Origin of the sequence: Ferruginibacter yonginensis (assembly GCF_042651465.1) — a bacterium.
GTDB lineage: Bacteria > Bacteroidota > Bacteroidia > Chitinophagales > Chitinophagaceae > Ferruginibacter > Ferruginibacter yonginensis.
This window is the reverse complement of sequence record NZ_JBHSCZ010000002.1, coordinates 348,310-363,141: the sequence shown is the minus strand read 5'-3', so window position 1 is coordinate 363,141 and position 14,832 is coordinate 348,310. Positions and strand designations below refer to the sequence as shown.

The following is a 14,832-nucleotide window of genomic DNA, read 5'->3' as shown; positions in this document are numbered from 1 at the left end:
ATCACTTTCAATGGTTTAAAATAAAATTCTTTTAGTGATTACACATAAAATGAGTCTTTTTAATTAACTATGGAAACCATCAAAATTTTAAAAATGAAAGAAAAACTGAAATTTATATTTGAGATGACCAGTCCTTAGGACCCACACCTGTAAATTTTTTAAACGCTCTATTAAAAGTAGCCTTGCTGTTAAAACCACAATCGTACGCAATACCTAATAGTGTTTGTTTTTTTTGTTCGCCAGCCTCCAACATTTTCTTTACAGCTTGTACTCTATAAAAATTAATAAGATCATTAAAGTTCATACCAAAACCCTGGTTCACTACTTTTGAAATAATTGTGGCATTGGTTTTTAACAAAGTAGCTATTTGTTTTAACGACAATTCAGGGTCCTCGTAAATTTTATTCTCAACAAGTAACTGCACTATTTTGGGTTTCCATTCGTTAATGAATGTTTGATCTGTAACAGCATCCGTTTCAAAAGGGTTTAATTCAATGGTTTCAATTACTTCATTTGCAGTAGCATTGTTTAAAACAAGCTGTTCATCATTAATATTACTTAGTAACAAAGGCTTATTAAACTGTAGCTTGTTAATTTGAAAAGGAATTTTGGTAGCGATAGCATTGCTGTAGCCCATAATAGCCACATAGTAAAAAATAATGGCGAACATAAAAAAGTACCACCAACTGCCAACATAGGTTTCAAAAGCAGGATTAATTTTTGAAAGCACAAAAAAAGCAACTTGTAACAACTGCATGGTTAAAAACGCCATTAAAAAATGGCTCACCCATTTAAACATGACAACATCGGCATAACTAATTACTTGTACCATTAATTTTTTATAAGTGTTGTAATAACGCATAGCCATAAAAAAGTAAAATAGCATAGCGGCAAAACCACACCATTGGTACCAACGGTCAAAATCTCTATCTAAACCATCTGCTAAAAAATAATAGCGCTGTAACAATAGCTTATCTACCAACACCATAACAATACAATACAAGGCGTATAACATGCCTGGTATAAAATGTAACAATTGATTTTTGGTAAAACGGAAAGATGGGTTCAACAAACTTTGAACGTAAAAATAAATAACGGGCCCTATTAAAAATAAATGTTGAAGTGGCGTATAAAAAAGAATGTCACGGTAGGGTTGGTTATCGTACCAGCCAGCAAAACCCAACATCCACGGTGAAATATAAAGTACACATAATAACAAAAAAGCACTGAGCCATTTATCAGCACTACTATTATTTACATAGCCTTTTCGAAAAAGCAGTAAGGAGTACACCAAGCCATGCACAAAAAATATAAGTAATACAGAGCTGCGTAAACCAAATTGAAAATGCATAGGCTAAAAAAATAAAATGGCCGATTACAATAATCGGCCATTAAATATAATTAAATTTCAACCATAAGTGGTTGGGGCGCCCTCTTTGGTTTGTAATTCATTTTTTGTAGGCTATTAATATCTATTTCAATACCTGCAATTAGCTGCTCTTCTAACACATTTGCGAAGGTTTCAAAATACACAATAGCATCTTCCTTTTTATTGCGTTTGAGCCACCTAAAACCACCTGGCAGCTGGTTTAATACAGCCCTGTCTGATAAATATTCAATGTGGTGAATATCTGTTGGGGTTAAACCAATTTCTTCTAAACGTTTAAAAATAAGCGTTAATGGCGCATTGGTTACGGGGCAAAATTCTTGTGCTAGTTCCGTCCACTCACCCACACCGGTATGAGCATATCTTAAAATTTCTTCTTTTGTAAACGATGTTACTGATTGTACCAAGTTACCACAGTTGCAAGCACCATGGTGACCCCATGAATGGTATGCTCCATTCGATAAATTTTTAGCTGTTGTTCTCAATGCTTCAATTAACGCAACAGTTGCCTTTGCCATATCTTTTCTATTTTTTGAAGTATTATAAAATAAGTACAACATAAATTTACAACACAACTGGCATAACCGCCTTTACAATGGCGCTAAACTATTTACCCGATGAGAAATTTTTTACAGCCCGATTGTTTTTTGCTATGCCACTTACTTTTTCGGCAAGCATAACAAACTCTTTACGGTAACCTTCTTTATCATCACCCATGGCTGCGGTTGCGTTTTCAATAACCCAAGTCATTTTACTAAAATCGCCACTGCGTAGTTGCATGGCAAACTGTGCCACTGTACTTGCAAAACGTATATTATTGGAGGCTTCATTAAATGGTAATGGTTTATTGGGTACAGCTTGTGTAATGAGTTTGCTTTCGTCGCCATCGGGTGCTTTGTACCTAAAGTTAATATTAGCCATTTCTGCAAAAAAGGGCCTTATGTAAGGCGATGTTATATTTTGTTGGTACTTTAATGCAGGCACACTTACACCATGCGGTAATGCTACCCCAACAGGAACAACCTCATATAAAGCTGTTACAGTATGGCCACTACCTAATTCGCCAGCATCTTTAGCATCGTTATTAAAATCTTCTTTATTTAGCAACCGGTTTTCGTAACCAATTAAACGATAACCAGCTACTGATTGTGGATTAAATTCTACCTGTATTTTTACATCTTTAGCAATGGTAAATAACGTACCACCAAATTCGTTCACCAATACTTTTTTTGCTTCGTTAATGTTATCAATATAAGCATGGTTGCCATTACCCTTATCTGCCAACTCTTGCATTTTGCTGTCTTTATAATTGCCCATACCATAACCTAATACCGTAAGAAAAACACCAGTTTTTCTTTTGTTTTCAATTAAACGAGCCATGGCATCATCGCTACTAGCACCTACATTAAAGTCACCATCTGTACATAAAATAATACGGTTGTTCCCTTTATCATTGAAATGGTCCATAGCTACTTTATAGGCTAATTCAATTCCCTCACCACCAGCAGTGGAACCACCTGCCTCTAAAGCATCAATAGCTTTATTAATATTGTTTTTTTGAGCACCACTTGTACTGGGCAACACCAAGCCAGCGCTGCCAGCATATACCACAATAGCTATATTATCTTGTGGTCGTAATTGCTCAGTAAGTAATTTTAAAGATGATTTTACCAATGGTAATTTATTGGCACTTTGCATTGAGCCAGATACATCTATTAAAAAAACCAAATTACTTGCAGGCAAATTATCTGTCGCTATATTTTTTCCTTGTAAGCCAATAAGCATTAACTGGTGTTGATTGTTCCATGGGCAAGCGGCTAGTTCGGTATTAATAGAAAAGGGTTGGCTATTGGTGGGTTGTGGGTAGTTGTATTTAAAATAATTAATCATTTCTTCGGTACGAACAGCACCTGCAGGCGGTAACTGTCCGCCATTAATAAACCTACGCACATTGCTGTAAGATGCTGCATCTACATCAATAGAAAAGGTAGAGAGTGGATCATTGGCCGTACTTTTAAAACTGTTGTCGGCAATGTAATTATAGCTTTCAGTGTTACCAATATCTTCATTATAATAACCTGATGGCATTGGTGCAGCTTTTAGTGCCAAATCATAATTTGAATTGGTTGTTATTACTCTTTTTACAGCAATATTTTTTTGTTCAACCACCTTAACTTTTTCAGCCAACGCTTTTAATTTTTTTAAGGTGATTTTTAAGTAAGATTTTCCTTTAATGTTCACTTGCAAAGGCTCGTAACCTTTTGCAGTAACAGTAATTGTGGTAGCAGTTTCGGGTAATGTTATTTTAAAATATCCCTTTACATCAGTTTGAGTTGATGATGTACCCACGGCAGTACTTACTATAGCATTATTAACAGGGTTATTATTTTCATTTACAACAATACCTGTTATGGTATTACTGAATTGAGGCGTAAAGCCGAGTGCAAAACAACATGCACAAATGAGGTTGGCAGCAAAAAACAGTTTCATAATTAAATATTTAAGATGATGGTAATGTGTAACAATGGTTAGATGCACCATTTTTCATCATTACACAAAAGCGCCTAAAAATTTTTAAATATCTTTATCATATTGGCACCTAAAACATACATATCAAACACGGATGCTGAACTAGTACAGCTGTATAAACAAACCACAAACATGGAGTGTTTGGGCGAACTGTACCAACGTTACATGGATTTGGTATATGGCGTTTGTTTGAAATATTTTAAAGAGCCAGAAGCTAGTAAAGATGCTGTAATGCTAATTTTTGAAGAGCTGGTGAAGAAAGTATTGAAATATGAAATCGATAATTTTAAGCCCTGGTTATACCAAGTTGCCAAAAATCATTGTCTTATGAAATTGCGTAGCCAAAAAACAATACCACATTTTATAGAGGCCGATGTTGTGCATTTGGCAGATAATGTGCATCTAGATGATGTAATGCAAAAAGAAACATCGTTGAACCACATGCAACACTGTATAGAGCAATTGCCCGTTGAACAAAAACAGGCCATTGAATTGTTTTATTTAAAAGAACAATGCTATAAAGATATTGCTATAGCAACGGCATTAGATATTAATAAGGTGAGGAGCTTTATACAAAACGGCAGGCGCAACCTAAAAATATGTATGGATAAATTAGCATTGCAACAGGCATAACATGAGTACTATTAAAACCTATACCGCCATTGACTTTGAGCGTTACCATAATGGTAGCATGCCTGCGCATGAAATGCATGCATTAGAAAAAGCAGCGTTGAACGATCCGTTTTTGGCAGCTGCATTGGATGGTTTTATACATACCAATACACCTGTAGCAGATGTAGCCATGTTGCGGCAGCAATTACAACAAAAAAATACACAACAAAAAAAGGGACTTTTATTAAATATACGTTGGTGGCAAGCAGCTGCAGCCTGCCTTTTATTTGGTGGCTTAGCTTGGTTGTTTTATAGTTTAAATGCAACAGAAAAAATACCAAATGTTGCACAAAATACTACTACTAAACCCCAAAACACAACTGTAACCCCAAACAACATCAAACCCAATGATACGCCTGTAACTACAATCGACAAGGTTAATACAGTTGAACCCCAAATTAATAAAACAGATAAAATTATAAAAGAGGCTGTTTCGCCAACAGCAGCATCGACAGATATGAAACCAGCACCAGCCCCCATAGTTACGTATGATGCTGATGAAGTAGCGGCTTATAAAGATAAACAAGCAACGGCTGCAGCCGAAAAGCTAAAACAAGATGCTGATAATGCGAAGGCAGCGAAAAAAATAGCGGCACCACCATATGAGTTAAAAGGGATAGTAACCAATGAACAAGGGGTGCCCTTGGCGAATGCTACAGTTAAATCATTGAACAGCAACAATGCAACAACAACTGATGATAAAGGGTATTACCAACTCAAAAATAATAATGCAGTCGAAAATGTGGTGGTTAATGCAAATGGTTATAATAATGCCACTACAAATGTTAGTGCAAACCAATTAAACAATATTGTTTTACAAAACAATTATAACCAAGCCATACAAGGGAAAACCAATGGGGTAAACATTGCCCAAGCTGAGCAAAAACTCGAGGAAGATGTTACGGTAAAGCAAAAAAATATCAATATTGTAACACCGCTAGATCATTTTAATAAATACGTTGCGGAAAATCTAAAACCTATCGTTGATAAAGAGGGAAATACACAAAAAGGTACCGTAACCGTACACTTTAAGGTTGATAAAAAAGGCAGACCATACCGTATTTCTGTAAAAAACACCACCTGTAAAGCATGTAATAATCAAGCGATTACATTTGTAAAAGAAGGCCCATCATGGCCGGCAAAACAACCGCAAACGGTTACCATTGTTTTTTAGTAACAGTGGTTTAAATTTTTACTGAGCGGTAAAATTTCGTATTTAGTAACCATAATATCTAAAATTTTCAATCTTTAACAATTGTGGCATCGTATGTGCTAAAAACTAATAAGTTAAAAACGACTAAAAAAAATCAAAATGAAAAAAACATTCTTATCAGCAATGATGGTTGCTGCAACAGCAGTAGTAGTGTTAACTTCTTGCAACGAAGGTGAAAAGAAAGCTGAAACGCCAGCAGCAGGTGCTGATTCTCCAAAAACAGAAATGGCAAAACCAGCTGAAGAAGCAGGTGTAATGGTAGGTGGTGCAAACATGGTACCTTCAAAAAACATTGTTGAAAATGCAGCAGGTTCTGCTGATCACACAACTTTAGTAGCAGCAGTAAAAGCAGCAGGTTTAGTAGAAACATTAAGCGGTGCTGGCCCTTTCACTGTATTTGCTCCAACAAACGAAGCTTTTGCAAAATTACCAGCAGGTACTGTTGATAATTTATTAAAGCCAGAAATGAAAAAAGATTTAACGGGTGTTTTAACTTACCACGTAGTAGCAGGTGCTTTAAAAGCAGCTGATTTAAAAGATGGTCAAAAGTTAAAAACAGTACAAGGTCAAGAATTAACGGTTACTATTAAAGATGGTAAAGTAATGATTAATGGTGCTGTAGTAACTATACCAGATGTTGTATCAAGCAATGGTGTTACGCATGTAATTGACGCAGTATTATTACCTAAAAAATAATTTGTTGTTTAATTTTAATTTTAAACGAAAGCCGCTCATTTGAGCGGCTTTCGTTTTTTTAGCTTGTTTTATTTTTTAGTAATTGATAACTTGTTCTTTCATTTGTGGAATGGTACGCCACTCGTATTGTTGGTTGCGAAGTTGTGGTTCAAAGCCAGCATCTTTAATAGCCTCTTGTATAGTAACACTTGTAAAACGATGCGGTGCACCGGCAGCGCTCACAACATTTTCTTCTATCATAATACTGCCAAAGTCGTTTGCACCTGCATTTAAACAAAGTTGTGCAACTTGTTTACCCACCGTTAACCAACTAGCTTGAATATTTTTTACATTCGGTAACATAATTCTACTCAAAGCGATCATTCTAATATACTCTTCAGGTGTAGTTAAATTATGTACACCTCTAATTCTGGCTAATAAAGTATCTGCATCTTGAAAGGTCCATGGTATAAAAGCTAAAAAACCTTTAGCGTCATCAGGTTTACGACTTTGCACTTCTCTAATTTTTACCAAATGTTCAAAACGCTCTTGTAATGTTTCAACATGGCCAAACATCATGGTGGCCGAAGTAGTAATGTTAAGTTTGTGGGCCTCATGCATAATATCTAACCATTCTTGAGCGCCGCATTTACCTTTACTAATAAGCCTACGAACCCTATCGGTTAAAATTTCTGCCCCGGCACCAGGCAAACTATCCATGCCAGCTTCCTTTAATGCAAGTAGTACAGCTCTGTGTGTACTTTTTTCAAGCTTAGTAATATGGGCAATTTCTGGCGGCCCCAATGTGTGTAATTTAATATTAGGGTAAAGGCTTTTTAACTCTTTAAATAGGTTTACATAAAAAGCTAAACCTAACTCAGGGTGGTGCCCACCTTGTAATAATAATTGATCACCACCATAGGCAATGGTTTCTTCAATTTTTTTCTTGTAGGTTTCAATATCAGTAATGTAGGCATCTTTATGGCCCGGTATTCTGTAAAAATTACAAAACTTACAATTGGCAATACATACGTTTGTAGTGTTTACATTTCTGTCAATTTGCCAAGTTACTTTACCATGTGGTACTTGAATTTTTCTTAACTCATTAGCCACATACATTAAATCAGTCAATGGTGCATTTTCAAAAAGAAAAACACCTTCTTCAACAGATAAAAATTCAAAAGCCAACGCTTTTTTCAACAATGCATTTATATCCATAAAATTGGTTTAAATGTTATTTTACAAAAGTACATTCATTAACTTGTAATACGATTAAACCAACTGCCATAAAAACTGTACTTACCATATTATTCCTTATTGTGAAAATGACGGGCTGTTCGCAATCAAAACCAGCATTATTATTGCAAACAATTCCCATTAAATCGTTTACAGGCGGTGTTATTGCCATTGAAGCAAATTTGGGTAATAGTAATCAACCCTTAAACTTTATTGTTGATACAGGAAGCGGAGGTATTTCGTTGGATTCATCTACTTGTGTAGAGTTAGGATGCTCAATGGTTAATACTGATACTACAGTTAGTGGTATCGCTGGTGTTAAAAAAGTAGCATTCGTATTTAACCAAAAACTTACAACGGGCAATTTGGTAACCGATAGTTTAAATTTTTATGTAAACGATTACTCATTGCTCACAAGTATTTATGGCATTAAAATCGATGGTATTATTGGATACTCCTTTTTAAATAAATACATTGTTCAAATAAACTTTGATAGTTCGTTAATTAGGTTATACAGCCAAGGTAAATTTAATTATGAAAATAGTGGTTATACGCTGCACCCATCAGTAAATAAATTATTAGCACAACCCTTAACTGTAAAAGATAAATTAAAGCTTACCTATAATTTTTTTTTGGACAGCGGAGCTGGCTTGAATTTACTGATGACGGAACAGTTTGCTAAAGATTATAACATTATATCAAACAAAAGAAAGCCCGTAGTTACTCAAGCAGAAGGTGTTGGTGGTAAAAAAAGTATGCTGCTAACGGTTATAAAAACACTAAAAATTGGACCCTTTAGTTTTAAAAACGTACCAACATATTTATATAACGATGATCAAAATGTTATACGATACCCATATGCAGCAGGCTTATTAGGAAACGATTTGTTACGAAGGTTTAATATTACCCTTAATTATTTTAAAAAAGAGGTACATATAGTACCTAACACACATTTTAATGACCGATTTGATTACACCTATACAGGTTTATCGCTTTATGATGTAAATGGTAAAATTATCATTGACGATATTGTTGAAAATTCACCTGCTTCAAAAGCTGGTTTAAAAAATGGTGATGAATTGGTGTCAGTTGCAAACGTGATGAACGCAAACATACAAGAGTATAACATACTTTTTCAAAAAGCGACAGACACACTTAAACTCATCGTTAAACGAAATGAACAACTGCTATTTTTAGCACTGCAACCAATAAGTATACGATAACAAATTTTTAAAAAATTGTCTTCATACATTTGTATATGATTCAATTTGAAAAATTTACGTTAGATAATGGTTTGAGGGTATTGGTTCATGAAGATAAAAGTACCCCAATGGCAGTGGTGAACGTGTTGTACGATGTGGGCGCTAAAGATGAACATCCAGAAAAAACAGGTTTTGCTCATTTGTTTGAACACCTTATGTTTGGTGGCAGCATTAATATTCCGGTATATGATGATCCGCTACAAGTAGCCGGCGGCGAAAATAATGCTTACACCACCAATGATTTAACCAACTATTACTGCCAATTACCAGCCGAAAATATTGAAACCGCTTTTTGGTTAGAAAGCGATCGTATGCTTAGCTTAGCCTTTAGCAAAAAAAGTTTAGAGGTGCAACGCAAAGTGGTATGCGAAGAGTTTAAAGAGCATTACATTAATAAGCCATACGGCGATGTTTGGCATAAGTTACGCAACCTTGTTTATACCACACACCCATATAAATGGATGACCATTGGTGCCTCTTTACAACATGTAGAAGATGCTACTTTAGAGGATGTAAAAGCGTTCTTCAAAAAACATTACAATCCTGCAAATGCTATATTAACGGTAGCTGGCAATGTAACGGTGGCACAGGTAAAAGCATCAGCTGAAAAATGGTTTGGACCTATTCCATCTGGCGAAAAATACCATCGTAATTTGCCGGTTGAACCACCACAAACAGCACCTCGTTTTTTAGAAGTAAAAGCCAATGTACCACTTGATGCCTTGTACAAATGTTGGCATATTTACCCAAGGGTTGATGATAGGTATTACACGGCTGATTTAATTTCTGATATATTAAGCGGCGGAGGTTCATCGAGGCTGTTTCAAAGTTTAGTTAAAGAGCAGCAACTATTCAGTAATATTGAATGTTACCACATGGGCAGTACCGATGCTGGTATAATGGTAATAGAAGGTAAGCTGGTTAAAGGTGTTGATATTAAAGTAGCAGAAGCGGCTGTAAATGCCGAAATAAAAAAACTACAGCAAAATGGTATTACTGTTGCCGAACTTGAAAAAGTGAAAAACAAAACTGAAAGCGCCATGGCTTTTGAAGATATGAGTGTTATGAACCGGGCAGCAAGTATTGCTATGTATGAACTACTAGGCGATGCTGAACTCATGAATAGTGAGTTAGATAAATACCGTGCCGTTACAGCTGAAAATATTATTACAGAAGCCAATATCATTTTTAATGAAAACAATTGTAGTACCATGTACTACTTATCTACTAATTAGTTTAAGCAAACATACATGCTCAATAGAAAAATAGCACCACCAATAGTTGATGCAACAGATTTTAATTTCACACTAAAGCCCTACGATTATTTTACCCTTGATAATGGGGTGCCCGTTTACGCCATCAACGCAGGCGCTCAAGATGTGTTGCAGCTGGAGCTTGTTTTTTACGCAGGTAATTTTTATGAACCTAATAGAGGCATAGCCGCTGTAACCAACTTCTTATTAAAAAACGGTACCGCTAATAAAACGGCTTTTCAAATTAATGAAGTGTTTGATTATTATGGCGCAAGTTGCTCAAGGGCTTGTTATAATGAAACAGCAGTATTATCACTACACACACTTACCAAACATGCTGACAAGCTTTTGCCTGTAATGAACGAAATGTTGGCGCAGCCAAATTTTCCGCAAACGGAGCTTGATATTTACAAACAAAATAGCAGGCAACGATTAATGGTCAACTTACAAAAATGCGAATTTGTTGCAGGCCGTAAAATTGATCAATTGGTATATGGTGAAAACCATCCTTACAGTAGCTACACAAACCCTGCTGATTTAGATGCACTCGATATTGAAACCATTAAAGCCTATTATCAACAATATTACCTAAATGGCCAATGTGCCATATTTGTTGCAGGTAAATTGCCTACCAACATACAAGCGCTACTCAACCAATATTTTGGAACATTGCCTTTTACCAAGCCAAGTTTCATTTTACAAAACATTGCTACTACACCAGCTATTGAAAAAAAGTATAGAATTGAAAATGATGCTAATGCAGTACAAGGTGCCATACGTTTGGCACAACCTTTTCCTAACCGCCATCACCCCGATTTTAAAAAAGCAATTGTTTTAAACACAGTTTACGGTGGTTTTTTTGGCTCAAGGCTCATGAGTAATATTAGAGAAGAGAAAGGCTATACCTATGGCATTTATAGTTACATTCAAAACCATTTACAACAAACCGCATGGGTTATTAGTACCGAAGCTGGTAAAGATGTTTGTGAAGCCACCATTGAAGAAGTGTATAAAGAAATGAAGCTATTAACGGAAACACCTATTGATGATGAAGAGTTATCGTTAGTACGTAATTATATGATTGGTGGTATTTTGGGCGACCTTGATGGGCCTTTCCAAATTATTGCTAAATGGAAAAATATTATTTTAAATAATTTAGACGAACAATATTTTTACGATTCAGTAGCAGCTATTAAAAATACAGGTGCAGAAGAATTACAAGCCTTAGCAAAAAAATATTTACAACCACAAAATTTTTACGAACTTATAGTTTATTAAATTTTTTAAGATGAACCTTTTGTTACGACTTTTATTTTCAGGTTTGATTGTGTTTGTACTATCAAAAATATTAAGCGGTATACACATCAATACATTTTTTACAGCACTCATATTTGCAGTTGCAGTTGCGGCATTAAATGCAATTGTAAAACCTATTTTTATTTTACTTACACTACCCATTACCGTATTTACAATGGGCTTGTTTTTGTTTGTAATAAATGCCATCATTATTTTATTAGCCGATGCGTTGGTTGATGGTATTAAAGTAGATGGATTTTGGTGGGCACTTTTATTTAGCATCATCTTATCAATATTTTCATCAGCCATACAAAAAGCGCTTGATAAACAAGAGTAATAAAAAAGGGAAGCTACTAGCTTCCCTTTTTTTAGATTAATGCAAATTGTTTTAAATGATGGTGCACATGCTTATAATGTAAACGGGTCCATTCATCAAAATTCAATGAGCCAAATATCGGGTGTATGGTACGTTGTTGCTGGTTGGTATTAAAGTAAGCTATAAATTGTTGTATACTGTGTAATAAAGTTTGTACCGCTTCGCTTATATTATTGTGGCGAATTGGTATAGGGGTATCGCCAAGTAAAGCAGCTGGCGCCTTAGTGTTTTCTCTAAACATTTTATCGCTCATTAAAAACGCATGGTATTTTGGTAAATCTTCTGTTGGTGTTAATAAGCTTGCAGGTTGGTTGTTAATGCTCATTTGAAAAAAATCATTCAAATGTTCAATCATTTCTTGGGCATTCATTACACCCCATTGAGGTTTTGTGGTAGCTTCAAGTGTTTGTAAATGGGTATGTAAAGCTTCCGTTAAAAAATGTAAGTGTTCGTTTTGTTGCATTATTAAAAATAGCAAAAAAAAGCAGGCTTTAAAGCCTGCTATCAATTTCTGTACAAATTCTATCAAAAATATCATCTACACTGCCTTCGCCTGGTACCATTACAACTTTATTGAAAGTTTTATAATAGTCGGCAACAGCTTCGGTTTTGTTTTTATATTCAGCCACTCTTGCTGCAATAATATTTTTATCGGTATCATCAGAGCGGCCGCTTGTTTCACCTCTTTTTAAAATTCTTTTTATAAGCTCTTCTTCACTAACATCTAAAGCCAACATCACTTTTACAGGGTTATTTTTTAACGCCAATAAATTATCTAAAGCCGCCGCTTGTGTAGCCGTTCTCGGAAAACCATCAAACAAAAAACCTTTAGCATCGCTATTTTCATCTAAAGCAGTGCTAATCATACCAACCACCACTTCATCAGGCACTAATTGGCCTTTATCCATTAGTTTTTTAGCCTCTAAACCCAAAGGTGTTTGTTGGGCAATTTGCGAACGTAACAAATCGCCTGTACTAAGGTGTACTAAATGGTATTTTGCAATTATTTTTTCACTTTGCGTTCCTTTTCCGCTACCGGGAGGGCCAAAAAGTATTAAGTTAAACATAAGCCTGCGTAAAATTTATCGATTTTGGTAAAGATAAGTTAAAAACATGGGCTTTTCAAACCCAAAAACCACCAATCCTTCGACTTATTTGTTTAAAACGAGGTTTTGATATGAAAGGCCTATCGGTTACATTTGCTTAAACAAAAATTTTGACCTAAAAACTTTTAAAATGGCTAATGTGAAATTAAGTGTACTAGCAGAAACCTTAATTGGATCTGAAATTGTGAAATTAGGCGGCATTATTAAAGAAAAAATTAGCAAAGGCGAACATATTTATAATTTTACGATTGGCGATTTTGATCCATCACAATTTCCTATACCGCATGCATTACAATCAGCCATAAATAAAGCCTACGAAAACGGCTATACCAATTACCCAATTGCCGATGGCGAAACGGATTTACGTAAAGCAGTAATCAGCTTTTTACAAACAAGAGAAAATCTTTCATTCGATTTAAATGAAATTTTAATTGCAGCTGGCGGTCGCCCTTTAATATATGCGGCATACAGAGCTATTGTTGACAAAGGCGATAAAGTAATTTACCCAGTACCAAGTTGGAACAACAACCACTATACACACTTTACAGAAGGCGAACATGTATTAATTGAGTCATCGCAACAAAATAATTTTATGCCTACGGCAGCACAAATAAAACCGCATGTACAAGGGGCATCATTATTAGCACTATGCTCACCGCTAAACCCAACAGGTACTGTGTTTACGAAAGAAGCATTGGAAGCTATTTGCGATGTGGTTTTAGAAGAAAATGCACGTAGGGCACCGGGTGAAAAGAAGTTGTATTTAATGTACGATCAAATTTATTGGACACTCACTTTTGGTGATACACAACATTACAACCCCATTACTTTACGCCCAGCTATGAAGGCTTATACCGTTTTTATTGATGGTATTAGTAAAGCTTTTGCTGCAACGGGTGTAAGGGTAGGTTGGAGTATGGGCCCTGCTGAAGTTATTGCCAAAATGAAAGCAATTAATAGCCATGTTGGTGCTTGGGCTCCAATGGCAGAGCAAAAAGCAGTAGCACAATTTTTACAAGATGAAATGGCCGTTACTGATTATTTAACCCATTTTAAAAGTGAGATTGAATACCGTTTGGTTACTATTTACAATGGCTTTAAACAATTAAAAGCTGCTGGTTTTACTGTAGATGCTATTGCGCCACAAGCTGCTATTTACCTTACTATTCAAATTGATTTGGTGGGCAAAAAAGTAGGTGAGCGCCTTTTGGCTACTCAGCAAGATGTAACTGCTTATATTTTAGATGAAGCCAAACTTGCCATTGTACCTTTTAGTTCGTTTGGCGGTTCGCCTGATAGTACTTGGTACCGTTTGAGTGTTGGCTGTTGTAAAAAAGAAGAAATTGATGAGATGTTGACTAAATTAAAAAATGCACTTGCGTTAACAAGTGCATAAATAAAAAGTAAATTAATTTTTATTACTAAAGAAGATGAATGGTTTAGATAATTTTTTCTGGCGAATCATCTTCTTTATTTCAACCGAATTGTTGATTACTTTATAACGGTTTAAATCAAGCACTTCATGTGCATTCACATAATTATCTAAACGCTCTGCTGTAAAAAGCATAGTATTTAGTTGCATTAATTCTCTATCAATGTCCTGCTGTGTCATCGCTCTCTGTCTCAGCATCAATAGTAAATCACGGTTGCTTGTCATGCGATATTGTTTTTACTTATAACCTACCATGCCAGTACAGCCACAGGTGCTTTTTTTGGTTGCAGAACAACCAGTTGCAATTAAGCTTAAAGCTATAAGGACTAATGAGGTAATTTTAATGAGCTTTTTCATAATTTGTTGATACAAAATAACAATTTTTTACTTACAAA

General features: G+C 35.3%; 15 protein-coding genes. 8 read left to right on the top strand and 7 right to left on the bottom strand.

Annotation, left to right across the window (positions count from 1 at the left end; translation table 11 throughout):
- Positions 1 to 112: 112 nt before the first annotated feature.
- The 3 genes from ACFOWM_RS08720 to ACFOWM_RS08710 form a co-directional block, all read right to left on the bottom strand.
- The gene (locus ACFOWM_RS08720; RefSeq protein WP_379708925.1) at positions 113 to 1,351 is read right to left on the bottom strand and encodes a helix-turn-helix domain-containing protein; all 1,239 of its coding nucleotides are present in this window, start codon (positions 1,349 to 1,351) and stop codon (positions 113 to 115) included.
- 50 nt (positions 1,352 to 1,401) lie between these two features.
- Complete coding sequence (locus ACFOWM_RS08715; RefSeq protein WP_379708923.1) at positions 1,402 to 1,905, bottom strand: hypothetical protein; 504 nt, start codon at positions 1,903 to 1,905, stop codon at positions 1,402 to 1,404.
- A gap of 88 nt (positions 1,906 to 1,993) precedes the next feature.
- Positions 1,994 to 3,877 carry a vWA domain-containing protein gene (locus tag ACFOWM_RS08710; protein WP_379708921.1) on the bottom strand — a complete coding sequence of 628 codons (1,884 nt, stop codon included), beginning with the start codon at positions 3,875 to 3,877 and terminating at the stop codon, positions 1,994 to 1,996.
- A gap of 102 nt (positions 3,878 to 3,979) precedes the next feature.
- On the opposite strand from ACFOWM_RS08710, the gene ACFOWM_RS08705 reads away from it, so the two are divergent.
- The 3 genes from ACFOWM_RS08705 to ACFOWM_RS08695 all read left to right on the top strand — a co-directional run bounded on the left by ACFOWM_RS08705 (position 3,980) and on the right by ACFOWM_RS08695 (position 6,497).
- A complete protein-coding gene (locus ACFOWM_RS08705) occupies positions 3,980 to 4,549 on the top strand; it encodes an RNA polymerase sigma factor (RefSeq protein ID WP_379708919.1) in 570 nt (189 codons plus the stop codon).
- A 1-nt stretch (position 4,550) separates the two neighbouring features.
- The gene (locus ACFOWM_RS08700) at positions 4,551 to 5,762 is read left to right on the top strand and encodes a carboxypeptidase-like regulatory domain-containing protein (RefSeq protein ID WP_379708917.1); all 1,212 of its coding nucleotides are present in this window, start codon (positions 4,551 to 4,553) and stop codon (positions 5,760 to 5,762) included.
- A 138-nt stretch (positions 5,763 to 5,900) separates the two neighbouring features.
- On the top strand, positions 5,901 to 6,497 hold the full coding sequence (locus ACFOWM_RS08695; protein WP_379708915.1) for a fasciclin domain-containing protein: 597 nt from the start codon (positions 5,901 to 5,903) through the stop codon (positions 6,495 to 6,497).
- A gap of 75 nt (positions 6,498 to 6,572) precedes the next feature.
- Here the strand turns inward: ACFOWM_RS08695 and mqnC are convergent, their stop codons facing one another.
- Complete coding sequence (gene mqnC / locus ACFOWM_RS08690) at positions 6,573 to 7,694, bottom strand: cyclic dehypoxanthinyl futalosine synthase (protein ID WP_379708913.1); 1,122 nt, start codon at positions 7,692 to 7,694, stop codon at positions 6,573 to 6,575.
- Between the two features lie 143 nt (positions 7,695 to 7,837).
- Here mqnC and ACFOWM_RS08685 point away from each other — a divergent pair, with 143 nt between their 5' ends.
- The 4 genes from ACFOWM_RS08685 to ACFOWM_RS08670 are packed head-to-tail and all read left to right on the top strand — an operon-like array spanning position 7,838 to position 11,860.
- A complete protein-coding gene (locus ACFOWM_RS08685; protein WP_379708911.1) occupies positions 7,838 to 8,935 on the top strand; it encodes an aspartyl protease family protein in 1,098 nt (365 codons plus the stop codon).
- Between the two features lie 35 nt (positions 8,936 to 8,970).
- Positions 8,971 to 10,209 (top strand): M16 family metallopeptidase, encoded by a 1,239-nt coding sequence (locus ACFOWM_RS08680; protein WP_379708909.1) that lies wholly within the window; start codon positions 8,971 to 8,973, stop codon positions 10,207 to 10,209.
- Positions 10,210 to 10,224: 15 nt separating this feature from the next.
- Positions 10,225 to 11,505, top strand: coding sequence for a M16 family metallopeptidase (locus tag ACFOWM_RS08675; RefSeq protein WP_379708907.1), 1,281 nt, complete (start codon positions 10,225 to 10,227; stop codon positions 11,503 to 11,505).
- Positions 11,506 to 11,515: 10 nt separating this feature from the next.
- Positions 11,516 to 11,860 carry a phage holin family protein gene (locus ACFOWM_RS08670; RefSeq protein WP_379708905.1) on the top strand — a complete coding sequence of 115 codons (345 nt, stop codon included), beginning with the start codon at positions 11,516 to 11,518 and terminating at the stop codon, positions 11,858 to 11,860.
- Positions 11,861 to 11,891: 31 nt separating this feature from the next.
- Here the strand turns inward: ACFOWM_RS08670 and ACFOWM_RS08665 are convergent, their stop codons facing one another.
- Complete coding sequence (locus ACFOWM_RS08665) at positions 11,892 to 12,362, bottom strand: DUF1569 domain-containing protein (protein ID WP_379708903.1); 471 nt, start codon at positions 12,360 to 12,362, stop codon at positions 11,892 to 11,894.
- A gap of 28 nt (positions 12,363 to 12,390) precedes the next feature.
- Positions 12,391 to 12,966 (bottom strand): adenylate kinase, encoded by a 576-nt coding sequence (locus ACFOWM_RS08660; protein WP_379708901.1) that lies wholly within the window; start codon positions 12,964 to 12,966, stop codon positions 12,391 to 12,393.
- Between the two features lie 169 nt (positions 12,967 to 13,135).
- Between ACFOWM_RS08660 and ACFOWM_RS08655 the strand changes: the two genes are divergently transcribed.
- The gene (locus ACFOWM_RS08655; RefSeq protein WP_379708899.1) at positions 13,136 to 14,401 is read left to right on the top strand and encodes a pyridoxal phosphate-dependent aminotransferase; all 1,266 of its coding nucleotides are present in this window, start codon (positions 13,136 to 13,138) and stop codon (positions 14,399 to 14,401) included.
- Positions 14,402 to 14,413: 12 nt separating this feature from the next.
- Here ACFOWM_RS08655 and ACFOWM_RS08650 read toward each other — a convergent pair whose 3' ends face one another.
- Positions 14,414 to 14,635, bottom strand: coding sequence for a hypothetical protein (locus tag ACFOWM_RS08650; protein ID WP_379708897.1), 222 nt, complete (start codon positions 14,633 to 14,635; stop codon positions 14,414 to 14,416).
- Positions 14,636 to 14,832 lie beyond the last annotated feature (197 nt).

Bases quoted from the DNA above. Each gene is read 5' to 3' on its own strand.
- ACFOWM_RS08720 (WP_379708925.1), bottom strand. From the start codon at position 1,351: ATGCATTTTCAATTTGGTTTACGCAGCTCTGTATTACTTATATTTTTT.
- ACFOWM_RS08715 (WP_379708923.1), bottom strand. From the start codon at position 1,905: ATGGCAAAGGCAACTGTTGCGTTAATTGAAGCATTGAGAACAACAGCT.
- ACFOWM_RS08710 (WP_379708921.1), bottom strand. From the start codon at position 3,877: ATGAAACTGTTTTTTGCTGCCAACCTCATTTGTGCATGTTGTTTTGCA.
- ACFOWM_RS08700 (WP_379708917.1), top strand. From the start codon at position 4,551: ATGAGTACTATTAAAACCTATACCGCCATTGACTTTGAGCGTTACCAT.
- ACFOWM_RS08695 (WP_379708915.1), top strand. From the start codon at position 5,901: ATGAAAAAAACATTCTTATCAGCAATGATGGTTGCTGCAACAGCAGTA.
- mqnC (WP_379708913.1), bottom strand. From the start codon at position 7,694: ATGGATATAAATGCATTGTTGAAAAAAGCGTTGGCTTTTGAATTTTTA.
- ACFOWM_RS08680 (WP_379708909.1), top strand. From the start codon at position 8,971: ATGATTCAATTTGAAAAATTTACGTTAGATAATGGTTTGAGGGTATTG.
- ACFOWM_RS08675 (WP_379708907.1), top strand. From the start codon at position 10,225: ATGCTCAATAGAAAAATAGCACCACCAATAGTTGATGCAACAGATTTT.
- ACFOWM_RS08670 (WP_379708905.1), top strand. From the start codon at position 11,516: ATGAACCTTTTGTTACGACTTTTATTTTCAGGTTTGATTGTGTTTGTA.
- ACFOWM_RS08665 (WP_379708903.1), bottom strand. From the start codon at position 12,362: ATGCAACAAAACGAACACTTACATTTTTTAACGGAAGCTTTACATACC.
- ACFOWM_RS08660 (WP_379708901.1), bottom strand. From the start codon at position 12,966: ATGTTTAACTTAATACTTTTTGGCCCTCCCGGTAGCGGAAAAGGAACG.
- ACFOWM_RS08655 (WP_379708899.1), top strand. From the start codon at position 13,136: ATGGCTAATGTGAAATTAAGTGTACTAGCAGAAACCTTAATTGGATCT.
- ACFOWM_RS08650 (WP_379708897.1), bottom strand. From the start codon at position 14,635: ATGCTGAGACAGAGAGCGATGACACAGCAGGACATTGATAGAGAATTA.